Genomic DNA, 24195 nt, shown 5'->3' on the forward strand with positions numbered 1-24195 from the left:
CGATAATCCGCCCTTTGTCGCAAACAAAAGGTAAAAGATAATGACACTGACAAAAGCAGAATTGGCCGATATTTTGGTTGAAAAGGTAAGCAGCGTAACGAAGAACGATGCCAAAGAAATTGTCGAGCTGTTTTTTGAGGAAATCCGCACTACATTGGAACGCGGTGAAGAAATCAAGATTTCCGGTTTTGGCAACTTCCAGTTGCGCGACAAACCGCAACGCCCCGGCCGCAATCCCAAAACAGGTGAAGAAGTGCCGATTTCAGCACGCCGCGTAGTAACTTTCCATGCCAGCCAAAAATTGAAAGGCATGGTGGAACATTATTATGACAAACAGCAGCAACGATAATTTGCCGCCGATCCCGGCCAAACGTTATTTCAGTTTGGAAGAATTGTGCGAACTGGCTCGAATCAATCCGGCCCAGTTTGCCGATTGGCAGCATGAGCACGGTTTGGTCATCGGATATGGCGGTAATGTTTATACCCGTTCCGATGTCGTGAAAATCAGGCAGTTATGTGCGACTTTTTCGCCGTTTGTCGATACGTTTAACCGCAACGGGTTGGATGCGGCCGGTAATCCGGCGGCAACTGCCGAAGAAATGACCGTCGGCTTGGCGGCATTGTTGGATAGGATTGAGAAAGCACTTGCCAGCAAAGTGTAATTTCCCTATAATCCGCATCCTTATTTCGTCGGAGTGTGGCGCAGTCTGGTAGCGCACTTGCATGGGGTGCAAGGGGTCGAAGGTTCGAATCCTTTCACTCCGACCAAAAATATAAAAGGCTTGGTAATTTTTACCAAGCCTTTTCCCTTTTCTGGCTTGGGAAGGTGTTTCAGACGGCCTCTATTTTCGTTGGATTGAATTTTCTGATTCGTTTGCATTTTTCTATATGATTGTTTTGATGACGCATTGTTGCGTTAGCTGCGCTGTATCGTATTGGAAAGGTTTTAGTCCGCATAAGAAGTGAGCAGTGGCATGATGCCGTTTTGTTCCAATGCAATTTGCAGTTTGAGTTCTTCCAATTTTCGGCAAATACGTTCGGTAACGGCTTCTGCCTGTTGGAAATGTTTTGTTGTGATTTTTTGATCGGAGATGCCGAATAATGCGAGCTCCAGCAGGCGTTCGGCATGAATGTTCGGGCGGTAGGTGTGGCGAACGGCGGCATCTTGTTCTCCGAATAACGTGCCGACCACGCTGTTGCGGGTTAAGGCAATGCCCAAAGCGGCATCTTCTCCGCCGAAAGTTCGGAATATTTCGTCTTGTGGGAAACCGCCGCAGGCAAGCAGGGTATTCCGGCGGAAAACCGTGTTGCCGCCTACGGTCATTTCCAGCTGCTGCCATGCCCGATTGAAGTCGGGATGGGTGAGATAACGGTCGGGGAAGCCTGTCGGGCGCAGTTTCAGCCGAACCAGGCTCAGGTAGGTAAATCGGCTTAATGCCGTATAGGCGGGGAGAAGGGCTGAAACCTCGTATGCATCGTCGGCATCGAGAAAGGCGGTAAAGTCGGCCCGGCTTTGCAGTGCGCCCCAGTTGCGTGCGCGTGCTGCGCCGCCGTTGGACGGCAGATATTCGCAACGGATTTGCGGATATTGTGCCGCCAATTCCCGCATGATGTCGGGTGTGCCGTCGTCGGAAGCGTCGTCCACCAGCCAAACGGTTTGGACGACGCTTTGGGCAAGCGCGCTTTCGGCGGCCGCGCGTAATGTGTTTGCTGCGTTGTAGCAGGGGATGATAACGTCTAAGGTCGGCTGCATGATGAAGTCCCTAAGGAGGCCGTCTGAAAAGCCGTTTTGGTTTTCAGACGGCCTTGAAGGTTAATCGGGCGGTATGGAGCAAGCTTGGGTAAGACGGGGTAAACGGGCGAAACCAAGGCAGGGGGCTGTACCGGTTGGGGGGTCACTATCATTTTTCAGACGGCTTCTTATTGTAACAAGCTTTATATCAAGGCCTGCCGTGTTTTTGTCTTCAAGCGGCATCTTCCGTTTTGAATCTGCCGTGCCGGTTGGGGGGCGAAACTCTGCTTGGAAAATTAAACGTAGGCAGCCTCACGGGGAGGCCGTCTGAAAAGTTTGCCGCGGTTCAATCCGTCAAGAAAGGATATGCAATGAAACTTTATGCTTTGGCTTACTGTATATTGGCCTTATCCGCCCAGGCTGTTCGGGCTGATGCCTTTTTGCCCGTCCCGGATAAGTATGAAAACTCGTTTATTCATACCGCCGCTTTTACTCCGGTGGGCGAACATACCACGGAATGGTCGGAAAAATCCCGTCCTGATGTGCGCCGATATAAGACGGCGGCCGAATATGCCATTGCCTCGAGCCGTGCCAGATATGCCGATTTGGACAGTCTGAAAAAAGCGGTTACGCAAGACTGTGTCGTTTTATATGATAAACAGCATGATGCAGCCTGCAAATGTGCAGTCGCCAGGACCGACTGGAAAAGCTATGCCGCCGTAGAACTGGCTATGTTGCAGGAGCAGGATGCCAGCCTGGAACTCAACAGGTTGTGGAATGAAACGCGCCGTATGGAAGCACAATGCAAATTGCCCGCTATGCCGCGTTATGCCTTTTAACGGACGACTGTTTTTTCAGACGGCCTCACATTCGGCGAATCAATCAAAATCAGGACGGCTGACTGACATAGCTTTTCTTGTTGTTGATTAAACATAAAAAAGCAACGGATAAACCGTTGCTTTTTTGTTTGCACTGCGAATCTTACAAACTGCCCAACACGATGCGCAACACGCGGCGCAGGGGTTCGGCTGCGCCCCATAAGAGCTGGTCGCCGACGGTGAACGCGCTGATGTATTCGCCGCCCATGCCCAGTTTGCGGATGCGTCCGACGGGGACGGACAGCGTGCCGGTGACTTTGGCGGGCGTCAGCTCGTGGATGCTGGCTTCTTTTTCGTTGGGGATGACTTTCACCCAGTCGTTCGAGCCTGCCAAAATCGCTTCGATTTCGGAAACGGGCAGGTCTTTTTTCAGCTTCAGGGTGATGGCTTGGCTGTGGCAGCGCATAGAGCCGATGCGGACGCACAAACCGTCGATTACGGTCGGATTGTCGCTGCGGCCGAGGATTTTGTTGGTTTCCACGCCGCCTTTCCATTCTTCTTTGGACTGGCCGTTGCCCAAATCCACGTCAATCCATGGAATCAGGCTGCCGGCGAGCGGTACGCCGAAGTTGGCTTTCGGGTAGTCTTCGCTGCGCAGGAAATCGGACACTTTGCGGTCGATGTCGAGAATCGCGCTGGAAGGATTGGCAAGCTCGTCCGCCACTTGGGCATGAATCGCGCCCATGCCGCTGATGAGTTCGCGCATGTTTTTCGCGCCCGCGCCGGAAGCGGCTTGGTAGGTCATGCTGGTCGCCCATTCGACCAAATCGTTTTGGAACAGGCCGCCCAGCGCCATCAGCATCAGGGAGACGGTGCAGTTGCCGCCGATGTAGTTTTTCACGCCGTTTTTGAGGCCGTCGTCGATGACGTTGCGGTTGACGGGGTCGAGGACGATAATCGCGTCGTCTTTCATGCGCAGGGAGGACGCCGCGTCAATCCAGTAGCCGTTCCAGCCGCTGTCGCGCAGGGGTTGGAATACGGATTTGGTGTAATCGCCGCCTTGGCAGGTTACGATGATGTCCATTTTCGCCAGCTCGGCAACGTCGTTCGCGTCCAATAATGTTTTAGCCGCCTGACCGAAATCAGGTGCCGCGCCGCCGACGTTGGATGTGGTGAAGAAGAACGCTTCGGGAATGTGGGCGAAGTCGTTTTCTTCTTTCATACGCTGCATCAAAACCGAACCGACCATGCCGCGCCAGCCGACGAAACCTACTTTCATGATTAATCTCCGTGTTTGAGTTTGTGCCGTACCGCAGATAAGGCAGCCTCTATCCGGGCTGTTTTGCGGTTGCAGGGGGAAATGCGCTTTTTAAACCTGCCTTGTGGAAAAGTAAAGTTTTTTCGTAAATTGTTTACAAAGTGTGCGGCAGGGCGTGGCATTTTGACTTCGGCAGGGTTTGTTTTCAGGCGGCCTATTTATGTCTTATGTCTTTGGGCAGAGTGCGTGATGGGTGCGTAGCACTAAGGGGGTGTTGAGGCCGTCTGAAAAAGCCGTTGGATAAGGTTGTAAGGTTTTGAATCCGTAAGAGATGATGTTTTCAGACGGCCTGTTGGGTATAGGCCGTCTGAAAGTTTGGCGGCGCCGGGCGGGTTTATACGGTCTGCGAGTATTGGGCGGTGGTTTCGCGGTGGCGCAGGTGGTAGTCGAATACCATGGCGATGTTGCGGATGAGGAAGCGGCCTTTGGGTGTTACCTGCAAGCTGTGCCTGTGCAGTTGGACCAGCCCCAGTTGCGCCATTTGTTTCAGGTCTTCCAATTCGGTGGCGAAATATTGTTCGAAAGGTATGCCGAAGATGTCTTGGTAAACGTGGAAGTCGAGGGCGAAACGGCACATCAAGTCCTGAATGATGTTGCGGCGCAGGATGTCGTCTTTGTTCAGTCGGTAGCCGCGCATAATCGGCAGGCGGCCTTGGTCGATGGCGGCGTAGTAGTCGGTGATGTTGCGTTCGTTTTGTTCGTAGGTGCTGCCGATTTTGCCGATGGCGGATACGCCGATGGGGATGAGGTCGCAGTCGGCATAGGTGGAATAGCCTTGGAAGTTGCGTTGCAAAAAGCCTTCGCGCAGGGCAACCGAAAGTTCGTCGTCGGGTTTGGCGAAATGGTCCATGCCGATGAAGACGTAGCCTGCTTCGGTCAGGCGTTGCACGGCGTATTGCAGGATGTCGAGTTTTTCTTCGCTGCTGGGAACAGCGTCGGTGTCGATGCGGCGTTGGGGTTTGAATATGTGTGGCAGGTGGGCGTAGTGGTAGAGCGCGAGGCGGTCGGGGTCCAGGCCCAATACGGTGTCTATGGTGGGTTTGATGCTTTCTAGCGATTGGTGCGGCAGGCCGTAAATCAAATCGACGCTGACGGATTTGAAACCGGCTTCGCGGGCGGCATCGATGACGGTGCGTGTTTCTTCAACGGTTTGGATGCGGTTTACGGCCTGCTGCACTTTGGGATCGAAATCCTGTATGCCGACGCTCATGCGGTTGAAGCCCAGCCTGCCAAGATGCAGGACGGTTTCCCGGCTGACTTTGCGCGGGTCGATTTCGATGGAGTATTCGCCGTCGGGAAGCAGGTTGAAATGGCGGTGTATCATGGAGAATACGCGGTCGAGTTGGCCGTCTGAAAGAAAGGTGGGCGTGCCGCCGCCGAAGTGGAGTTGCGCCAAAGGCTGTTTGCCGTTCAGGTGCGGGGCGAGCAAGTCCATTTCGCGTTCGAGGTAGTTCAGGTATTCGTCGGCGCGGGTTTTGTCTTTTGTGATGATTTTGTTGCAGCCGCAGTAGTAGCAGATGGTGTCGCAAAAGGGGATGTGGATGTAGAGCGACAGAGGTTTGTTCAACGCGCCTGCCTGCCGCAGTTCCAATGTTCGGATGTATTCTTGCCCGTTAAAATCTTTATGGAAGCGGTCTGCCGTCGGGTAGGAAGTGTAACGCGGACCGCTGGCGGGCAGCGAGGCGATGAGTTCCCGGTCGAATTCGGGTTGTTCGTCGTTAGAAATTCGGATAATTTTCATGAGGGTAAGGTTTGATATTGGTCAAGTTTGTAGTTGTTTGTTAGAATCGCATAAAGCTGGCGGATACGCCTTGATGTGAGTCAAGACCGAATTGTATACAGTTTGTCTGGCATACAACAATAAGGATATATTACATGGGTGCACATACTTTGTTACAACCGATGAAAACACTCTGTTCGACGTGTTCGCTGCGCGAGTTGTGCCTGCCTGTAGGATTGCGGCCGGATGAGTTTGAGCAGTTGGATACGGTCATCAAACAGAGCCACAGGTTGAAAAAAGGTGAGTTTTTATTCCGGTCGGGTGAATCCTTCCATTCGCTGTATGCGATACGTACCGGCTTTTTTAAAACAACGGTTGCCTCCCAAGACGGTCGGGATCAGGTTACCGGTTTTTTTATGTCGGGCGAATTGATTGGGATGGACGGCATTTGTACGCATTCCCATAGCTGCGATGCGGTGGCTTTGGAAGACAGTGAGGTGTGCGAGTTGCCTTTCGGGCATATGGAGGCGTTGAGTAAGGAAATCCCGAGCATTCAAACGCATTTTTTCCGCTTGATGAGCAGGGAGATTGTTCGTGATCAGGGCGTGATGCTGTTGCTGGGCAATATGCGGGCGGAAGAGCGGATTGCGGCGTTTTTGCTGAATTTGTCGCAGCGTCTGCATCATCGGGGGTTTGCCGCCAATGATTTTATTTTAAGGATGTCCCGCGAGGAAATCGGCAGCTATTTGGGTTTGAAGCTGGAAACGGTCAGTAGGACGTTATCGAGATTTCATCAGGAAGGGTTGATTGTGGTTGAGCATAAGCACATCAGGCTGCTGAAGCCGGAAATGTTAAATCAGATGGTATCGGGCGGCTCTCACGCCGTCTGAAAAAAACACAGAACTTTTGGGTTCTGTGTTTTTTGTTTGTCGTTTTAAATGGAAAAATCTTCGATAACCGGCGCGTACAACAGTTGGTCTAATCTTTCTTTCGTCAGGCTTGGATTGAATAAGCCGATAAAGTCATAGATATATCCGCGCAAATAGCTGTCCGGTCGGAATAACAGGCCGGAATAGCAGGGTTCAATCAGCTGCGAGATGTCGATTAAGGTCAAATCCGAATCGGTTTTCGGTTCGTAGGCCGCTTTGGCCATAATTCCAATGCCGAGTCCGAGTTTGACATAAGTTTTAAGCACGTCATTGTCTGCAACCAAAAGTGCGGCATTCGGCGGCGGTATGTCTGCCTTATGGAATGCACGGACAATATTGGTTCCTTGGTTGAAGGCAAATTCATAGGTGATTAAAGGATATTGGGTAATCAGGGGGAGGGTGAGTGCGCCTTTGTGGTCAAGAAGGGGATGGTCGTTCGGGACAATAAGCCCGTAATGCCAGCGGAAGCACGGAATATTGCGTAATTCTTCAACTGTTCCGGGCAATTCCGGCGTGATGGCGAAATCGACTTTCCCTTCAGAAACCATTTGCTGTATATCGGAAGGCGTCCCTTGCTTGATATTCAGGCTGACTTTGGGATACATGCCGATAAATTCCGCAATGATGGGCGGCAATATGTAGCGTGCCAAAGTATGCGTGGTGGCTATGGTTAAAACGCCGTTATCCTGTTTGGTAAACTCATAACCGATGTTTTTGATGTTTTGGATGTCGTGGAGGATGCGCTCTGCCGTTTGCAGCACAGCCTTGCCTGGTTGTGACACGGATATAATCCGTTTGCCGCTACGGATAAAAATCTGAATGCCCAGTTCTTCTTCCAAGAGCCGTATTTGTTTTGATACGCCGGGCTGAGAAGTAAACAGGGCCTCGGCAGCTTCGGAAACGTTCAGATTATGCCGGTAAACTTCAAGTGCGTAACGTAATTGTTGTAATTTCATAATGTTGAAGAATGATTCGGATGAAAGGGTAGGGCTGTTTTGAGAGCGTGAATGTAACATAAAAACAAACTTAAATTAAGAAATGACCGCTTGCGGCGATTATTTTGGTAAATCGCCAGCGAATCGGGAGAAGGGCGTAAAACAGATTGGGATTATCCAAAGATGTAATTTCTTGTTGCTTTTGTGCAACTGGGAGTGGCAAGAGTAGTACTTTCACCAGTAAATGAATGACACGGAATTGATTTTTCGGCATGATGCACAGCTAGGAAGCAGGCGGCCTTCGGGCAATTTTTAATGGGATATTGACAGTTTGTGTCGGGTTTTTTTATAGTACGACCTTAGATATTCTGGTTGCCGTTAAGTTCAGCGGCCTGTTATGTTGTGCTTTGTAATGGTCTTTGGGTCATTGCATTAACAATCTTTGATGAGGGAATAATAATGACCAAACAGCTTAAATTAGGTGCATTAATCGTTGCCGCTATTGCTTCGGCCAATACTCTTGCCGCCAGCGAGCCGCATACCAAACACGGATATGTCGTTAGCCGTGAATCTCAAGAAATTGTTCGTAACAATTACGAAGAATGCTGGAAAACCACTTATTTTGATAAGGAAACACAAGGCCGTGTTGAGTGCGGTGATGCGGTTGCTCAAGCTCCTGCCGCCCCTGAGTATGTAGACGAGACTGTTTCTTTGTCAGCTAAAACTCTGTTTAACTTCGATAAAGACAATCTGCGTCCTCAGGCTATTGAAACCCTGAATAGCTTGGCTGCCCGTTTGTCTGATGCTAACGTTCAGGCTGTTCGTGTTGAAGGTCATACTGACTTTATGGGTTCAGAGCAATACAACCAAGCTTTGTCTGAGCGTCGTGCCAATGCTGTAGCGAACTACTTGGTTAACCAAGGCGTACCCGCAGGCAAGATTTCTGCTGTAGGTTTAGGTGAGTCTCAAGCTCAAATGACCACTACTTGTGAAGCTGAAGTTTCCAAACTGGGCAAAAAAGTATCTAAAGCCAAAAAACGCGCTGCTCTGATTGCATGTATCGAACCTGATCGCCGTGTAGACGTTAAGATCCGCAGCTTGGTACAAAAACAAGTTTCTGTCGGTTCTGAAGCCGTTGGTGAGCGTCCTGCCAGTGACAGCCACTGGTTGCCTGGCGAAAGATCAGACATCCACGGTTACACTCGCTGGTAAGATGATTTTTGAAAACCCCGCAAATTTGCGGGGTTTTTTTATTGTTACGTCAGGTGCGGCATAGGTATTTCACTTTTATTACTCCTGTTAAAGTGGGAGTAATGAATCTAATATGTGGATGTTGGAATTGGTGATTTGGCAGATCAACTTATTTTCCGTTACGTTTCAAGTTTGTTCGGCCGTACTGCTTTTACTGTTTAACACTTGTTGCTATGTATCAATTATTAGTCAATCCATCACGTATCTTTTATTTAGTGATTCCGCAATAGTGGTTGGTGTGTGCGAGTTTCAAATAACAAGAGGAATAGAATGAACGAGTTTAATTTTATAGAGCAATACCTTATTAAAAATCAGGGCGATTCATCGGTATTGTTGGGTATTGGAGATGATGCTGCGATTGTCCGTCCGAGACCTGATTGGGATCTGTGCATCAGCAGTGATATGTTGTTGGCCGGGCGGCATTTTTTCGTTGATACAAAACCCGAAGACTTGGCGCATAAGGTCTTGTCGGTTAATTTATCCGACATGGCGGCGATGGGTGCGGTGCCGAAGTGGGTGCTTTTAAGTGTGGCGTTGCCCGTTTTGGATAAGGATTGGTTGAAGTCTTTTTGCAATCGTTTTTATGCACTGTGTGATGAATATGGCGTTTCTTTGATCGGCGGAGATACGACTAAAGGGGATTGGGTATTTAATGTAACGATTTTCGGCGAAGTGCCGAAAGGGCATGGTTTGTTGCGTTGTGCAGCCCGAGAAGGCGATGATGTTTGGGTTTCGGGCCGACTCGGTTCTGCGGCAGCGGCATTGCAACATTTGCTGGGTAATTTTGTTTTGCCTCAGGCTGTATTCCAGCAATGCGAGCAGGCTTTGCTGCGGCCGATTCCAAGGGTAGGTTTGGGACAGTCTTTGCTGGCGGAGGCTCATGCGGCGCAGGATATTTCAGACGGCCTGATACAGGATTTGGGACATATCCTAGATGCTTCGGGAGCGGGGGCTGAGATTTTTTGGCAGGATATTCCCGTGTTGCCTGAATTAAGGGATTGCCTGTCATCAAAACAATTGCACCAGTGTGTTTTGGCGGGCGGAGATGATTATGAACTGCTGTTTACCGCGGATGCCGGGCGGCGTGGACAGATTGAAGCGTTAGCCCGGCAGTACGGCGTGCCCGTCAGTAGGATAGGAAGGGTGGTGGCGGGCAAAGGTATCCGTATTTGGGATGAAGAAGGCAGGGAGATTACATTGGAAAAATATGGTTTTGATCATTTTGCCTGAACTTTTTGCTATTTTTAAAAGCAATAAAGAATTTTTTAGCCAGTTTGTTGCGCTTGTATAAAAGTCGCAAGCTATGTTGTGAGTAAAGCATTTATTTCATTTTGAGGCCGTCTGAAAATTTACGGTGAAACAGGCGGGAGTATGGGTTTGTTCGACGGGTCTGCAAAATCTGCCGGTTGCCGTGGTTGCCATGATTGTTGTTTGTCTGTTGGGATGTTGGCGGGAAGAGGTGGTTGGGCCCATTCCCAGCCGGGTGCATTTTGCCCGCCAATCGGATGCCTGCCTTGAATGCCGACATATGAGTCCAAATCACGCACGGCAGTTTGCGTGGTGTTTTGGCCGTTCCAGCGGAAGCGTCCGCTTTCAATGCCGCTGCCGAGGCTGCCGTAGAAGCGCACTTCGGCTGAAGCGTAGGCTGAAAGTAACAGAATACATAACATCAAGTTTCGCATCATGATTCCTTTAACGGATGATGTCGGGGCGGGCGGCAAACCATGCCAACACGCATTCGGCAAGCATCAGCACGCTTAAAACGGATAATGATGCCGACCACGAACCGGAAACATCGTAAAGCAGACCCATGCCGAGCGGACCGACGGCGGCAATGGAATAACCGACGGTTTGCGCCATGCCGGAGAGGGCTGCGGCGGTACGGCTATCGGATGAACGGAGTGCGAAAAGCATTAAAGCGGACGCGAAGCAGCCCGAAGTGCCCGCACCGGCCAAGAGAATCCACAGTGGGGCGGTGCCTGCCGGCATCAGCCACAAGCCCGAGATGCCCGCCAGCATCATCAGGCTTAAGCCGAGATTGAACCACTGCCTGTGCCTGATGCGGGCGAACAGAAACGATGCCGACAGGCTGCCGGCCAGGGAGCCGATTTGAAACAAGGCGACATAATTGCCTGCGGCGGCGGTTCCTATGCCTTTTTCCATCAGCACCGAAGGCAGGAAATTGACCAGCGAATAAAACAGAAGGGACTGCAAACCCATAAACGCGCTGAGGCACCACGCCGGACGCAGCCGCCATATATTGCCTGTGAGGCCGTCTGAAAGCATATTTTCAGACGGCCTTTCCGCACCCGCGCGGCGCGCTATGGCCAGCCATACGCATAATGCGGCCGTTGCGGGCAGCAGCCATACCGCCAGCGACCATTGCCAGCCCGCATATTCCGCCAGCGGAACGGAAGCCGATGCGGCCAGGGCCGAAGACAATGCCATGACCACCGATAGCGTGCCAACCGCCAAGCCGACCCGGCCGGGAAGATTGCGTTTTGCCAGCGCGGGCAGCAGCACGTTGCCCATGGCGATGGCGGCAGCCAACAGCAGCGTCCCTCCCGCCAGCAGGCTTTCAGACGGCTCCGACGAGCGGCAAACCAGTGCGACAATCATCAAGGCAAGGGATGCGGCCAATACGCGCTCCATGCCGAAACGCCGCGCCGCTTTCGGCGCGAAAGGCGAAAACAGCGCGAAAGCCAGCATGGGCAGGGCGGCCGCAATGCCCATAAACGTGCCTGAAGTCCGCAAATCGGCCTGTATCATCCCGACCAAAGGGCCGAGTGCGGCCAAGGGCGCGCGCAGGTTGGCGGCCAGCAGGGCGACGGCAATCAGCAGCAGGCCGAGGGGCAGGGCGGCGGCGGGGCGGTTTTTTTGTTTCATACGGTCATAAACGTATTGGGGAATGGTTTGGTTTTAATCAGGGAGATAACTGATTCGGTATTTTGGCGCATGAGGAAGGCGTGTTTGAAATCGCAAGCGAAATCAAGCGGTTTGCCTATTGCAGTGTAATGGAAAAGGCGTGTGTCTGCCAGATTGGTTTTCAGACGGCCTGATTTGTCGATTTGAGGCTGTGCCCATCAAATTTTTTAAATGAGTGGTTTGCAGAATACCGTTTGTCGCAGATACGTCTTTCAGACGGCCTGACGACGGCGGAAAGAGTTGCTTTTTGATTTCTTTGGCCGCTTTCTGCCTGTCGGTTTGCGCCGTTGTTTCGTTAGCTTCGTTAAAACAGTTTGTTGGAGTCGAGCAGCAGGGTAACCGGGCCGTCGTTGCACAGCGTAATCTGCATATGGGTTTGAAAGCGGCCGGTTTCCACCGTCAGGCCGTGTCCGCGCAGCAAATCCGCCACGGCCTGATAAAGGCGTTCGGCCTGTTCGGGGCGTGCGGCGGCGGAAAAAGAAGGGCGGCGGCCGTTGCGGGCATCGGCGTAGAGTGTGAATTGCGAAACCAGCAGCACCGCGCCGCCGGTGTCTTGCAGCGAGCGGTTCAATTTGCCGTCGCCGTCTTCAAAAATCCGCAAGGTGGCGATTTTGTCGGCGATGTAGCGGGCATCGGCGTCGGTGTCTTCCGTGCCGACACCCAGCAGCACCGTGAGGCCGTCTGAAATCCGTCCGGCGGTTTCACGGGTGTTTCCGTTTAAAACATCTACTTCGGCATGGGTAACTTTTTGAATCACGGCGCGCATATTCGGGCTTTCGGTTCGGGCCGTCTGAAAAGGTATTTCGGCGGACGGACGGTTTCGGATTGAGGGTTGGGGCGGGCGTTTTCAGACGGCCTTCGGGCCGCAAACGCGGCATTGCCGGTTTTTTGTCAAAGCAAAAGACTGCCAACGGCCGCTCAGGGCATTATAAACGTGCAACCGGCCGTATTTCTGAGGCTCGGTGCCGAGTAGGATTTTCAAGGCTTCGGCGGCCTGCATGCTGCCGATGACGCCGACCAGCGGCGAGAATACGCCGAACAGGGCGCATGCCCCGTCGTCGGCCTGCCCGTCGTCAAATAAGCAAGCGTAGCAGGGAGAGCCGGAGAGGTCGGGACGGTAGACGGCCAGCTGGCCGTCGAAGCGGGCTGCCGCGCCGGAAACCAAGGGTTTGGCCGCCGCCACGCACGCGCGGTTGAGGGCTTGGCGGGTGGCGAAATTGTCGCTGCAATCGAGCACGACATCTGCGCGGCGGACTTGTTCCGCCAGTTCGTCGCCGTCCAGATAATGCGGCAGGGCAACGGTTTCGCAGCGGCTGTTGATGCTTTTCAGACGGCCTGACAAGGTTTCGGCCTTGTTGCGGCCGATGTCGCTTTCATTGAAGGCGGTTTGCCGTTGCAGATTGGTTTCATCGACTTCGTCGTGGTCGGCCAAAATCAGACGGCCCACACCCGCCGCAGCCAGAAACGGCAGGGCGGCCGCCCCCAAGCCGCCGCAGCCGATGACCAATGCGGCGGACGATAAAAGTTTTTCCTGCCCTTCGATACCGATTTCGTCGAGCAGGATGTGGCGGCTGTAGCGTAAGAGGTCGCGGTCGTCCATTACAGGCTCAGGTTCTCGTATTCGTTGGCGAAAATAAACGGGCTACTTTTTCCGTCGTGCTGTTCGAGCAGGTGGACTTGGGTCAGAATCATGGTTTTGTCGTGATGCCGCAATGCGCTGTAAATCGACAGCAGGGCGGCATTCACGCCCGATAAGGCCTCCATTTCGAGGCTGTCGGCGTCGTTTGAGGAAACGCTGACCGTTACGCCGATGCGGCTGAGTGCGGCATCGAAGTCGAACTGTACTTTGACATCGGTCAGTCGCGCGGGCAGATGCATCGGCAGCAGCAGGCCGGCTTGTTTGCAGCCGTGTATGGCGGACATGCGGGCGGTGGCTAGGATTTCGCTTTTCCGCAACGGTTCGTCGTCTAGCGCGGCAAACGTTTGCGGGTTGAGGTTGATGTCGCCGCAGGCAATGGCAGTCGGGGTGTCTGGAAGGGTGTTGCCGGTTGCTTCGCCGGCATCTTCATAGGAGTAGAATGGGTCGAACATAAAAAATCCCGGAATGTAAATTTATTGGAATAGCCGTTTCTTTAATCAGGCCGTCTGAAAAGACAGCCGCCGACAGTTGGAGATTGTAGCGCAAAATATCGGCAACAGGTGGTGTCGGAAGTAAAGAGGCCGTCTGAAAAATGCTTTTCAGACGGCCTGTACTATATGATTGAATCAGTCGTGCAGTTCGGCGGCATGGAGGGTATTTTCCAGCAGCGTGGCAATCGTCATCGGACCCACTCCGCCGGGAACGGGCGTAATCATGGCGGCGCGTTCTTTTGCCGTTTCAAATTCAACGTCGCCGCACAGGCTGCCGTCGTCCAAGCGGTTGATGCCGACATCGATAACCACCGCGCCGGGCTTGATCCATTCGCCTTTGACGAAATTCGGGATACCCACGCCCGCCACCACAATATCGGCCGACGCCACTTCTTCGGCCAGATTGCACGTTTTGCTGTGGCAGATGGTAACCGTGGCGCGGGACAGCAGCAGTTCCAGCATTTGCGGCCGGCCGACGATATTCGACGCGCCGACGACGACGGCTTTTTTCCCTTCCACTTCCACGCCGTAGTTTTCCAGCAAGGTCATCACGCCTTTGGGCGTGCAGGGGCGCATCAGAGGCATTTTTACCACCAGGCGGCCGACATTATAAGGATGGAAGCCGTCCACATCTTTATGCGGCAGGATGCGCTCCAAAACCGCTTGGCTGTTTATCTGTTTCGGTAGCGGCAGTTGAACCAAAATGCCGTCCACATCCGGATTGCCGTTCAATTCGTCCACCAATGCCAGCAGCTCGTCCTGCGTGGTTTCAGACGGCATCTCATAAGAGCGCGATTCGAATCCCGCTTTTTCGCAGGCGATTTTTTTGTTGCGGACGTAAACCGCGCTGGCGGGATCGTCGCCAACCAATATGACGGCCAGGCAGGGCGTGTGCAGCCCTTTGTTTTTTCGTTCGGCCACGCGGTCGGCCAGCATGGACAGCCTTTGCCGTGCAACTTCTTTACCGTCGATGATTTGTGCGGACATGGAAAACCTTTCAAACAGAAAACGGGAAGGCGGCATTATGGCATTTTTTGCCGTGCTTTTCATAATTGCATCCGTGCGCGGCGGTGTCGAAATATGCGGTGGAAGATAAATACGTTTTAAAAATAAAACGGTATGCTTGGTTTGATAAAAAACATAGCGCGGACGCTTGACGCAAAATAAAGCTTTCTGTATAGTCCGCTTCTTCTCGTCGGGGCGTAGCGCAGCCCGGTTAGCGCATCTGCTTTGGGAGCAGAGGGTCGTGAGTTCGAATCCCACCGCCCCGACCAGAAACCCGATAAAATCAGCACGCAAAGGTTGATGCGCCCGTAGCTCAACCGGATAGAGCACCCGCCTTCTAAGCGGGCGGTTACAGGTTCGATTCCTGTCGGGCGTGCCAAAACGGCAAGTTTTCTTGTGGTGGCTGTAGCTCAGTTGGTAGAGCCCCGGATTGTGATTCCGGTTGTCGTGGGTTCGAGCCCCATCAGCCACCCCAAAATCAAAACAAAACCCGCCTCATTAATGAGGCGGGTTTTGTTATTTTTGCTTCCGGTGTGGCTGGCATGACTATGGTGCAGCTCGTTGTTTCAGACGGCCTCAGGTTTCAGGCAGGCCGTCTGAAACAGGAAGCAGCAGTTAAAGCAGAAAAGCGATGCCGATAATCAGCGGATTGCCGTCTTACCATGCTTTCGGTATGATTTGCCCCTTTATTTCAGTTGAGTACAAAGAGAATGCAAACTTGGCCACTACCTGATTTTGAAGGGAAAATTTGCCCCCCTGAGATGCTGTCCGCGAAAATTGCTGCCTTGCCCCGGCCGCTGGTTTTTACCAACGGCTGCTTCGATATCCTGCATCGGGGGCATGTTACTTACTTGGCGCAGGCCAGGGCGGCAGGTGCGGCCATGGTGTTGGCGTTGAATACCGACGAGTCGGTCAGGAGGCTGGGCAAGGGTGATGACAGGCCGATTAACACGTTGGCCGATCGGGCGGCAGTGGCGGCGGCATTGTCTAGTGTCGATTTGGTTACTTGGTTTGATCAAGATACGCCTTTCGAGCTTATTGAACTGGTCAGGCCGGATATTCTGATTAAAGGCGGCGACTGGCCGGTAGAGAAAATCGTCGGCTCTGCCGAAACGCTGGCGAGGGGCGGGAAAGTCTATTCGATTCCTTTCCTGCATCAAACTTCCACTACTCAGACGCTGGCAAAAATCCGCGCTTCGGAGCGTGAGTAAATGCAGGCTGTTCATTGGCGGTTGCTGGCCGAGCTTTCAGACGGCCTGCCCAAACATATCGCGGCACTGGCCGGGAAGGCGGGTGTGAAACCGCAGCAGTTGAACGGTTTATGGCTGAAAATGCCCGCGCATATCCGGGGGTTGTTGCGCCAGCAGGACGGTTATTGGCGTTTGGTGCGGCCTTTGGCTGTTTTTTCGGACGAGTGCCTGTCTGCCGTTGCGGGCGGTTTCCGTGCCGAACTGCTCCATACTCATCCTTCAAGCAATGATGCGGTATTGATGGCGGCAAAGCGCGATATTGATGCCGCACACCGTTATCTGTGTATTGTGCACGAGCAAACCAAAGGGCGGGGCCGGCAGGGGCGCAGCTGGTACAGCCGCATCGGCGAATGCCTGACATTCAGTTTCGGTTGGGTATTCGAACGGCAGCAGGGCGAATTGGGTGCTTTGTCGCTGGCGGTCGGCCTGGCTTGTTGCAATGCATTGCAGCGGCTGGGTGTGCCGGTGCAACTCAAATGGCCGAACGATTTGGTTGTCGGTAGCGACAAACTGGGCGGCATTTTGATTGAAACCATGCGCAGCGGGGGTAAAACGGCCGCCGTTATCGGCATAGGTTTGAATTTTGTCTTGCCGAAAGAGATTGAGAATGCCTCATCCGTGCAAGCCGCCTGTCAAAGTGTGCCGCCGAGTGCCGCCGAATTGCTCGGAATCCTGCTGGGCGAATTAGACGGCATATTGTCCGAATTTGCAGTGCACGGTTTCGCCCCTTTCCTTGCGGCTTATGAGGCGGCCAACCGTGATCAGGGTGCTTCCGTCCGCCTGCTGCATAACGGGCAAGTGCTGGAAGAAGGCACTGTACTCGGCGTGACCGAACAGGGCGTATTGCGGCTTGAGACTGCCGGAGGCGAAAAACGGATAGCCAGCGGCGAAATCAGTCTGCGTCAAAGTATTGAGCCTGCCGGTAGGGCGGCGACACGCTATTTATTGTTGGACGGCGGTAACAGCCGTCTGAAATGGGCGTGGGCGGAAAACGGCAAAATAGGCAATGTTTCGGGCGCGCCGTATCGTGATTTGCAGCAATTGGGCGAAGACTGGCGGCATTTCGGCGGTAACGGCGTTGTGATAGTCGGCAGTGCGGTGTGCGGGGATGAAAAGAAGGCACTAGTGCAGGAGCAGTTAGCGGCAGAAATCGAATGGCTGCCGTCAATGCCTCATGCCTTGGGTATCCGCAATCACTACCGCAATCCTGCGGAACATGGTTCCGACCGTTGGTTTAACGCATTGGGCAGCCGCCGATTCAGTCGGAATGCCTGCGTGGTCGTCAGTTGCGGAACGGCCGTAACGATAGACGCGCTAACCGATGACGGCAGTTATCTCGGCGGCAGCATCATGCCCGGTTTTCATTTGATGAAAGAGGCCATGGCCATGAAAACCGCCAATCTAAACCGGCGAATCGGGCGCGTTTATCCCTTCCCGACCACCACGTCCAACGCATTGGCGAGCGGTATGATGGATGCGGTCTGCGGAGCCGTTATTTTGATGCACAGCCGTCTGAAAGAAAAAATCGGCGGCGGCAAAACAGTAGATGTCATCCTCACCGGAGGTGGTGCGGCCAAAGTGGCCGAGGCTCTGCCGCAAGCGTTTGCTTTAGACAATGACATTAAAATCGTAGATAATTTGGTCATTTATGGCCTGTTAAGCTGGGTGGGACAAGAATGAAATGGTTGTTTTTTGCGTTGTTGGCGCTGAATATCGCGATATTCGGCGGCATGACGCTGCCTAAAGTCATGGAAAAGCAAGAGGCGGAAATGATGGCCAAAAGGAAAGAGGCCAGTGCCCGGATGACGCGTGATTCCGCAGACTTGCCGCAACCCATGGTCAAACCTTCGGATGCAGGTGCGTCCGAAACGCCGGCTTCTGCTGTTGCGCCCGCCTCGTCCGCCCCGTCTGGCAACTGGTTGACGGACAACGGTGGTGCGGCTGATGTCTATATCGAACCCACCGATACCGAAGAAGATACGGCGAAACAGATAGCCAGATTGCAAGATGAAAGAAACCGCCGCCAAATTCAGGCCAAAGAAGAAGCCATGCGGCGCAGCAAGTATGCACAGGGCAATAATAATCAGGGCAACTTTGAGCGTCAGCCCGTCATTACAGAGGCAGGACAGGGAAACCGCTGTGTAACAACGGCTAATGTTTCCCTGCCGGAAGACGACTATCACAGAATAAAAGGGCTGTTAAACCGTTGGCCGCATGCGGCCAGCCGCACGGTAGAGCGCAAAGAGGCGGGCAGGAGCAAAACAAGCTATGCGGTTTGGACACCGATTCAGATTGATGCCGGCAGCCAAATGCAGGCCCTTCAAAGCAAAGGCTTCAATACCGTACTAATGGAAGGCGGTATCAGCATTGGTATTCGGTCTGATAAGGCGCAAGCCCAAGCATTGTTAAACCGTTTGCAGGGTGCGGGTTTCACAGGCCAGTTGCGCGAGGTGAATTCAGGTTCGTCCGGTGGTCAGAGTGTTGCCAAAATGCAGATTACATTCATGACTGTGAACGATGCCGATATCAAAGCCATTCAAAATATAGTCGGAAGCTACGGCAGGCTGTCTAGAAACAAATGCCGTTAAAATAACGGAAGGCCGTCTGAAAGGTGTTTTATTGTAAAACGTCTTTCAGACGGCCTTTTGGTTTCTTGATGCCGAATTGGTGATATCAAGTTAATCCGTTATGCCTGCAGTCAGATTTCAGACGGCCTCTTTGCTGCAAAGGCAGTCTTACAGTGCCTTTCCCGTTTGGCAGTAGGACTGATGCCTGATGCAGCCATAATTGCTTGTGGGCGATTGCGCAATAAACAGCTATTAAGGGATAAAGTTGTAACAACATGAAATTTCAGGCAACGCCATGAAACGAAAGAAAATAAGCAATGGTTGTGGGAAAAATAACACACTTTTTGCTGCATTCGTGCAGGGGAAACGCCGATAAAGTTTGTTTTTTTGTGGCGGAACATTTATATTAATAGCCATGTAATCGCTGGCAACGGCGATAAACGCAACAGCTTAATCGGAGTAATCCGGTTTCGCCTGATTTTCTTAAACATAGAAAAGGAATACAGCAATGAAAAAAACTCTGATTGCTCTGTCTCTGGCCGCTCTGTCTTCTGCTGCAATGGCGGACGTAACTCTGTACGGTACCATCAAAGCAGGTGTTGAAACCGGTCAGACTAAAGTAAAAACAACAACTACTACTGAGAAAAGCCATACTGAAACTGCAATTGCCGACTTCGGTTCACGCATCGGTTTCAAAGGCCACGAAAACTTAGGCAATGGCTTGAATGCTATTTGGAAAGTAGAACAAAAAACTTCAGTTGCCGGTACTAATTCCGGTTGGGGTAACCGCCAAGCTTACATCGGTTTGGAAACTACTGCCGGTACTTTCCGCGCTGGTAAAATGAGCACCCAGTTGGACGAAATGGATAAAACTGATGCTTGGGAATACAGCAACAGTGCTTTGGGCTTAGGTATGTTTACCCGTACCGGTCAGAAAGTTGTTTCTGTACGCTACGATTCTCCGGTATTCGCAGGCTTCAGCGCAAACGTTCAGTTCTCTCCTCGTGATAATAAAGTCAACACTATCCGTTACATAGGTCAGACTAGCGGTCGTGATGATGATGCTAAAGACAATGCTGCATACTATGCAGGTTTGAACTATGAAAATGCTGGCTTCTTCGCTCAGTATGGTTTCGGTTACAAAAAATCTGCTTATGTAGAGCGTGACGCTGCTGGTAAGCTCAACAGCAAGTCAGGTCAGGCTCACCGTGTAGAAGCCGGTTACGATGCCAATAACTTGTTCGTAAGTGCTGGTTACCAGTACACCAACGGTTGGGATAGCCAAGACAGCTACCATGCAGCTTTGACTAGTGATGATAGCTACAAAGCAGGTCCTTCTCAAGAATGGGATTCTGCTACTCGTAATTTTGTTACTGTTCCAGGCGATGATTCTGTAGCCTTGAAAACTCACGAGTTGGCCGTTACTGGTGCATACAAATTCGGCAATGTAACACCTAAAGTTTCTTACGCTCACGGCTTTAAAGCAAAAGGCAAAGGCTTGAACGATGCTCAGAGAAAACAAGCTCAGTACGACCAAGTGATTGTTGGTGCTGATTATGACTTCTCTAAACGTACCACTGCATTTGCCCAAGCCGGTTGGTTGAAATCTGGTCATAAAGAAGCTTACCGCGTAGAAACTACTGCTGGTTTGGTTGGTCTGCGCCACAAATTCTAATTTAAATTTAGAATTGCTTGATAAAGAGCCTGCTTTGCAGGCTCTTTTTTAGTTGTTGAGGCCGTCTGAAAATATTGTTTCAGACGGCCTTTCCTCAATCCTTGCACATACCCTTATAATTAAGGGCTGTTTCCGCTACAATGTGCTATGCCTTGAATTTCAGACGGCCTAAAAAGGCCGGTTTTTATATTCCACTATTTCCGAGACACAAAATGACCGATTACCGTAAAACCGTTAATTTATTGGATACGCCGTTTCCCATGCGCGGCGATTTGGCCAAACGCGAGCCGGAATGGCTGAAAAGCTGGTATGAGCAAAAGCGTTATCAGAAACTGCGCGAAAAAATGCAGGGAAGGCCGAAATTTATCCTGCACGACGGTCCTCCTTATGCCAATGGCGATATCCATATCGGTCATGCCGTCAATAAAATTCTGAAAGACATCATCCTGAGAAGTAAGACCTTGGCTGGCTTTGATGCGCCTTATGTACCGGGCTGGGACTGTCATGGTTTGCCGATTGAGGTAATGGTAGAAAAGTTGCACGGGCGTGAAATGCCTACGGCGAAATTCCGCGAGTTGTGCCGATCTTACGCTGCCGAGCAGATTGCGCGGCAGAAAAAAGACTTTATCCGTCTAGGTGTGTTGGGTGATTGGGAACGCCCTTATCTGACCATGAATTATCAAACCGAAGCCGACACGGTGCGTACCTTGGGGGAAATTTACCGGGCAGGCTATCTGTATCGGGGGGCAAAACCCGTTCAATTCTGCCTGGATTGCGGATCATCGTTGGCGGAAGCGGAAGTGGAATATAAGGATAAAACTTCTTTGGCCATCGATGTTGCCTATCCGTTTAAAAGCAATGGTGCTGTGGCTGCAGCCTTTGGTTTGAAAAAATTAACCGGAGACAGTTTTGCCGTCATTTGGACGACCACGCCTTGGACGTTGCCTGCCAGTCAGGCTGTCTCTGCGGGAGCGGATATCGTTTATCAACTGATTGCCACACCGAAAGGGAATTTGGTTTTGGCTAAAGATTTGGCGCGTGATGCGCTGAAGCGCTACGGCTTGTTGGTTGGCGGAGCCGATGATGAATCTCTTTCAGACGGCCTCCGGGTTTTGGCGGAAACAACGGGGGCAAGGTTGGAAAACCTGCTATTGAGCCATCCGTTTTTAGAGCGCGATATTCTGTTGTTGAACGGCGAACATGTGAGTACCGAGGCCGGTACGGGCTTGGTTCATACTGCGCCGGCGCACGGTTTGGAAGATTATTTTGTCTGCATCAAATACGGTATCGAACTGTTTAACCCTGTAAACGCACAAGGGCGTTATATTGCCGGAACACCGCGCGTTGAGGGCATGACGGTTTGGGAAGCCAATCCTGTGATTGTCGGATGGCTGGAGGAAGTAGGACGGTTGTTGGCGAACAACAAAATCGAACACAGTTATGCCCATTGTTGGCGGCACAAAACCCCCTTGATTTATCGTGCCACCGGCCAATGGTTTATCGGTATGGATAAAGAGGGTGCGGACGGTAAAACCCTGCGCAACAAAGCGTTGAAAGCTGTGGACGATACCGAATTTTTCCCGGCGTGGGGTCGTGCGCGTTTGCAGGCGATGATTGAAGGCCGTCCTGATTGGGTGGTTTCGCGCCAACGGTTCTGGGGTACACCGATGACCTTTTTCGTGCATAAAGATACGGGCGAACTGCATCCCGATTCGGCACGGTTGCTGGAGGAAGTGGCCAAGCGCATTGAGGAAAAAGGCATTGAGGCATGGTTTGCCTTGGATAAAAGTGAGTTGCTGAGTGCGGAAGATTGCGAAAATTACGACAAATTGTCCGATACAATGGATGTATGGTTTGATTCGGGTTCGACGCATTATTCCGTGCTGAAGCAGCGGGAAGAATTGGCTTGGCCGGCCGATTTATATTTGGAAGGAAGCGACCAGCACCGCGGTTGGTTCCAATCCTCCATGCTGACCGGCTGCGCCACTTTGGGGCGTGCGCCGTACAAACAGTTGCTGACGCACGGTTTCGTAGTTGATCAAAACGGCAGAAAAATGTCGAAATCGCTACGCAACGTTGTTGCACCGCAGGAAGTGTATAATGAATTCGGCGCGGATATTTTGCGCCTGTGGACGGCTGCTACCGATTACAGCGGCGAATTGTCGATTTCAAAAGAGATTCTGAAACGGGTAACCGAAAGCTACCGCCGTTTGCGGAATACATTGCGTTTCCTGTTGGCCAATTTGAGCGACTTCAATCCGATTGAAGATGCCGTGCCGCAGGCAGATATGGTGGAAATCGACCGTTATGCCTTGGTAATGGCGCGTCAGTTGCAAGAAAAACTAGCCGGTGATTATTATCCGCGTTATGCCTTCCATTTTGCCGTGCAGGATATTGTGTCATTCTGCTCGGAGGATTTGGGCGCCTTCTATCTCGATATTCTAAAAGACCGCCTCTACACCACCAAAGCTGACAGCCACGCACGCCGCAGTGCGCAAACCGCGCTTTACCACATTACCCGCAGCTTGGTTTTACTGATGTCGCCGATTTTGTGTTTTACCGCAGAAGAAGCCTGGGACATCATTGGCGGCGGCGAGGAAGACAGCGTGTTGTTCCATACATGGCATGATTTCCCGCAAATGCCGGCTGCCAGCGAAGCGGAGCTGGTGAAGAAATGGCAGGCCATACGCGAGGCGCGTAATGCCGTTACCGCTGCAATTGAACCGTTGCGTGCGGACAAGTCGCTGGGTTCTTCGTTGCAGGCAGAGGTGGAGATTACTGCCGATGCCGATTTGGCCGCTGCATTGTCCGCATTAGGCGAAGAATTGCGTTTTGCCTTATTGGTTTCGAAAGCCGTAGTTAAGGAAGGAGATGCCTTGTCGGTTGATGTGCATGTTAGCAGCGGGCAAAAATGCGAACGTTGCTGGCATTACACCGAAGATGTTGGAACAGTGGCAGAACATGCAACTGTCTGCGCCCGTTGTGCCGATAATATTGACGGGCAGGGCGAAACAAGGAATTACGTTTAAGTCTTAGTTTAAAAGGCCGTCTGAAAATTGGTTTCAGACGGCCTTTTAGATTGTCTACAATGATAAGGTAAATCAGTATGTTGCATATAAATTACGCGTTAGTCTGAAAATATGACCGTTTGTTTTTAAAAATAACCGATAAACCTAAATGAAATAAGCAAGAGACTGTTTGTAATACAATCATCTTCCTTTCCATTCAACCGCTTTGTTTCAAAAGGAAGCATGATGCAGCTGATGTATGTAACCCCGCAAGAAATTCTGGATTTTTGGTTCAGTAAAGAAGTTAAACTGCATTGGTTTGAACATAGCGAATTTCTGGATACGAAAGTCCGTGTAATGTATGAGCGGATTTTCCGTGATGCTGTAAATTGCGAATTATCGGACTGGCGGGATACCATACAAGGGCGGTTGGCCGAAATTATCATTCTCGACCAGTTTTCAAGGTTGATTTTCCGCGGCAGGCCGCATGCTTATACGCAAGACCGCATGGCATTGTTGCTGGCGCAGGAAGCTGTTCGGCATCAGTCTTTCCCTTTCCTGGAGGCCAAGCAGCGCCAGTTTATTCTCATGCCTTTCCTGCACAGTGAAAACCGTAATATTCATACTGTGGCGCGCGGTTTGTTCCAGCGGTTCGGTACGCCGAAGAGTGTGCGGTTGGAGGAGCGTCATAAGGCCGTTATCGACCGTTTCGGGCGTTATCCCCACCGCAATGCCATTTTAAACCGTCAAAGCACTCCTGAAGAATTGGCCTTTTTGAAGGCAAACCCCAGCGGTTTTGAGTTGGATGACGAGGATGACGACGACGAGTGATAAGATGGTCTTTTAAAGATTGTTTGTCTGGAGTAAGCCGGGTTCTGTATATTGCGGAACTCGGCTTTTTCTATAGTGGATTAAATTTAAACCAGTACGGC

Annotated in this window: 23 protein-coding genes and 4 tRNA genes; 16 read left to right on the forward strand and 11 right to left on the reverse strand. The window is 51.7% G+C overall.

Going from position 1 to position 24195, the window contains the following annotated elements:
* Positions 1 to 40 precede the first annotated feature (40 nt).
* The 3 genes from HMPREF3107_RS04475 to HMPREF3107_RS04485 all read left to right on the forward strand — a co-directional run bounded on the left by HMPREF3107_RS04475 (position 41) and on the right by HMPREF3107_RS04485 (position 768).
* On the forward strand, positions 41 to 349 hold the full coding sequence (locus HMPREF3107_RS04475) for an integration host factor subunit alpha (RefSeq protein WP_003773820.1): 309 nt from the start codon (positions 41 to 43) through the stop codon (positions 347 to 349).
* Entirely contained in the window at positions 327 to 662 is a 336-nt protein-coding gene (locus HMPREF3107_RS04480) for a hypothetical protein (RefSeq protein WP_003773822.1), read from the forward strand. Before HMPREF3107_RS04475 ends, HMPREF3107_RS04480 begins: the two co-directional genes overlap by 23 nt.
* 29 nt (positions 663 to 691) lie before the next feature.
* Positions 692 to 768: transfer RNA gene (locus tag HMPREF3107_RS04485), tRNA-Pro, on the forward strand.
* A gap of 178 nt (positions 769 to 946) precedes the next feature.
* Here HMPREF3107_RS04485 and HMPREF3107_RS04490 read toward each other — a convergent pair.
* Both HMPREF3107_RS04490 and HMPREF3107_RS12075 read right to left on the reverse strand, forming a co-directional pair.
* Complete coding sequence (locus tag HMPREF3107_RS04490) at positions 947 to 1753, reverse strand: glycosyltransferase family 2 protein (protein WP_070453930.1); 807 nt, start codon at positions 1751 to 1753, stop codon at positions 947 to 949.
* Positions 1738 to 1905 (reverse strand): hypothetical protein, encoded by a 168-nt coding sequence (locus tag HMPREF3107_RS12075; RefSeq protein ID WP_168160514.1) that lies wholly within the window; start codon positions 1903 to 1905, stop codon positions 1738 to 1740. The genes HMPREF3107_RS04490 and HMPREF3107_RS12075 overlap by 16 nt, the downstream gene beginning before the upstream one ends.
* 198 nt (positions 1906 to 2103) lie before the next feature.
* On the opposite strand from HMPREF3107_RS12075, the gene HMPREF3107_RS04495 reads away from it, so the two are divergent.
* Positions 2104 to 2571: a hypothetical protein gene (locus HMPREF3107_RS04495; RefSeq protein ID WP_070453932.1), complete on the forward strand. Its 468-nt coding sequence runs from the start codon at positions 2104 to 2106 to the stop codon at positions 2569 to 2571.
* Between the two features lie 142 nt (positions 2572 to 2713).
* On the opposite strand, the gene asd is transcribed toward HMPREF3107_RS04495, so the two are convergent.
* Together asd and hemN are read right to left on the reverse strand one after the other, a co-directional pair.
* Entirely contained in the window at positions 2714 to 3829 is a 1116-nt protein-coding gene (gene asd, locus HMPREF3107_RS04500) for an aspartate-semialdehyde dehydrogenase (RefSeq protein ID WP_070453934.1), read from the reverse strand.
* 373 nt (positions 3830 to 4202) lie between these two features.
* Positions 4203 to 5609 carry an oxygen-independent coproporphyrinogen III oxidase gene (gene hemN, locus HMPREF3107_RS04505; protein ID WP_070453936.1) on the reverse strand — a complete coding sequence of 469 codons (1407 nt, stop codon included), beginning with the start codon at positions 5607 to 5609 and terminating at the stop codon, positions 4203 to 4205.
* A gap of 134 nt (positions 5610 to 5743) precedes the next feature.
* Between hemN and fnr the strand changes: the two genes are divergently transcribed.
* Positions 5744 to 6478 carry a fumarate/nitrate reduction transcriptional regulator Fnr gene (fnr, locus tag HMPREF3107_RS04510; protein WP_070453938.1) on the forward strand — a complete coding sequence of 245 codons (735 nt, stop codon included), beginning with the start codon at positions 5744 to 5746 and terminating at the stop codon, positions 6476 to 6478.
* Positions 6479 to 6522: 44 nt separating this feature from the next.
* Here the strand turns inward: fnr and HMPREF3107_RS04515 are convergent, their stop codons facing one another.
* Positions 6523 to 7473, reverse strand: coding sequence for a LysR substrate-binding domain-containing protein (locus HMPREF3107_RS04515; RefSeq protein WP_070453940.1), 951 nt, complete (start codon positions 7471 to 7473; stop codon positions 6523 to 6525).
* A gap of 438 nt (positions 7474 to 7911) precedes the next feature.
* Between HMPREF3107_RS04515 and HMPREF3107_RS04520 the strand changes: the two genes are divergently transcribed.
* Together HMPREF3107_RS04520 and thiL are read left to right on the forward strand one after the other, a co-directional pair.
* On the forward strand, positions 7912 to 8664 hold the full coding sequence (locus HMPREF3107_RS04520) for an OmpA family protein (protein ID WP_070454089.1): 753 nt from the start codon (positions 7912 to 7914) through the stop codon (positions 8662 to 8664).
* A 309-nt stretch (positions 8665 to 8973) separates the two neighbouring features.
* On the forward strand, positions 8974 to 9933 hold the full coding sequence (gene thiL, locus HMPREF3107_RS04525) for a thiamine-phosphate kinase (RefSeq protein WP_070453942.1): 960 nt from the start codon (positions 8974 to 8976) through the stop codon (positions 9931 to 9933).
* A 119-nt stretch (positions 9934 to 10052) separates the two neighbouring features.
* Here thiL and HMPREF3107_RS04530 read toward each other — a convergent pair whose 3' ends face one another.
* The 6 genes from HMPREF3107_RS04530 to folD form a co-directional block, all read right to left on the reverse strand.
* Complete coding sequence (locus HMPREF3107_RS04530; RefSeq protein ID WP_141742829.1) at positions 10053 to 10388, reverse strand: hypothetical protein; 336 nt, start codon at positions 10386 to 10388, stop codon at positions 10053 to 10055.
* 7 nt (positions 10389 to 10395) lie between these two features.
* Positions 10396 to 11589, reverse strand: a complete 1194-nt coding sequence (locus tag HMPREF3107_RS04535; RefSeq protein ID WP_070453946.1) for an MFS transporter — start codon at positions 11587 to 11589, stop codon at positions 10396 to 10398.
* A 343-nt stretch (positions 11590 to 11932) separates the two neighbouring features.
* Positions 11933 to 12394, reverse strand: coding sequence for a D-aminoacyl-tRNA deacylase (gene dtd, locus HMPREF3107_RS04540; RefSeq protein ID WP_070453948.1), 462 nt, complete (start codon positions 12392 to 12394; stop codon positions 11933 to 11935).
* A gap of 81 nt (positions 12395 to 12475) precedes the next feature.
* Positions 12476 to 13228: a HesA/MoeB/ThiF family protein gene (locus tag HMPREF3107_RS04545; RefSeq protein WP_070453950.1), complete on the reverse strand. Its 753-nt coding sequence runs from the start codon at positions 13226 to 13228 to the stop codon at positions 12476 to 12478.
* Positions 13228 to 13719: a cyclic pyranopterin monophosphate synthase MoaC gene (locus HMPREF3107_RS04550; RefSeq protein WP_070453952.1), complete on the reverse strand. Its 492-nt coding sequence runs from the start codon at positions 13717 to 13719 to the stop codon at positions 13228 to 13230. The genes HMPREF3107_RS04545 and HMPREF3107_RS04550 overlap by 1 nt, the downstream gene beginning before the upstream one ends.
* 174 nt (positions 13720 to 13893) lie before the next feature.
* Positions 13894 to 14745, reverse strand: coding sequence for a bifunctional methylenetetrahydrofolate dehydrogenase/methenyltetrahydrofolate cyclohydrolase FolD (gene folD, locus HMPREF3107_RS04555; protein ID WP_070454090.1), 852 nt, complete (start codon positions 14743 to 14745; stop codon positions 13894 to 13896).
* A gap of 209 nt (positions 14746 to 14954) precedes the next feature.
* Between folD and HMPREF3107_RS04560 the strand changes: the two genes are divergently transcribed.
* The 9 genes from HMPREF3107_RS04560 (at position 14955) to HMPREF3107_RS04600 (ending at position 24094) form a co-directional block, all read left to right on the forward strand.
* Positions 14955 to 15032, forward strand: a tRNA-Pro gene (locus HMPREF3107_RS04560).
* A gap of 33 nt (positions 15033 to 15065) precedes the next feature.
* A tRNA-Arg gene (locus HMPREF3107_RS04565) sits at positions 15066 to 15142 on the forward strand.
* A 20-nt stretch (positions 15143 to 15162) separates the two neighbouring features.
* Positions 15163 to 15238 (forward strand) — tRNA-His (locus tag HMPREF3107_RS04570).
* 235 nt (positions 15239 to 15473) lie between these two features.
* A complete protein-coding gene (locus HMPREF3107_RS04575; protein ID WP_070453954.1) occupies positions 15474 to 15974 on the forward strand; it encodes an adenylyltransferase/cytidyltransferase family protein in 501 nt (166 codons plus the stop codon).
* Positions 15975 to 17693: a bifunctional biotin--[acetyl-CoA-carboxylase] ligase/type III pantothenate kinase gene (locus HMPREF3107_RS04580; protein WP_070453956.1), complete on the forward strand. Its 1719-nt coding sequence runs from the start codon at positions 15975 to 15977 to the stop codon at positions 17691 to 17693.
* Complete coding sequence (locus HMPREF3107_RS04585) at positions 17690 to 18601, forward strand: hypothetical protein (RefSeq protein WP_070453958.1); 912 nt, start codon at positions 17690 to 17692, stop codon at positions 18599 to 18601. The genes HMPREF3107_RS04580 and HMPREF3107_RS04585 overlap by 4 nt, the downstream gene beginning before the upstream one ends.
* A 487-nt stretch (positions 18602 to 19088) precedes the next feature.
* On the forward strand, positions 19089 to 20255 hold the full coding sequence (porB, locus tag HMPREF3107_RS04590) for a trimeric porin PorB (RefSeq protein ID WP_070453959.1): 1167 nt from the start codon (positions 19089 to 19091) through the stop codon (positions 20253 to 20255).
* A 212-nt stretch (positions 20256 to 20467) separates the two neighbouring features.
* Positions 20468 to 23284 (forward strand): isoleucine--tRNA ligase, encoded by a 2817-nt coding sequence (gene ileS / locus HMPREF3107_RS04595; protein WP_070453961.1) that lies wholly within the window; start codon positions 20468 to 20470, stop codon positions 23282 to 23284.
* A gap of 225 nt (positions 23285 to 23509) precedes the next feature.
* Complete coding sequence (locus tag HMPREF3107_RS04600; protein ID WP_070453964.1) at positions 23510 to 24094, forward strand: DUF924 family protein; 585 nt, start codon at positions 23510 to 23512, stop codon at positions 24092 to 24094.
* The last annotated feature ends 101 nt before the right edge of the window (positions 24095 to 24195 follow it).

The organism is Neisseria sp. HMSC31F04, from assembly GCF_001807735.1.
GTDB lineage: Bacteria > Pseudomonadota > Gammaproteobacteria > Burkholderiales > Neisseriaceae > Neisseria > Neisseria elongata.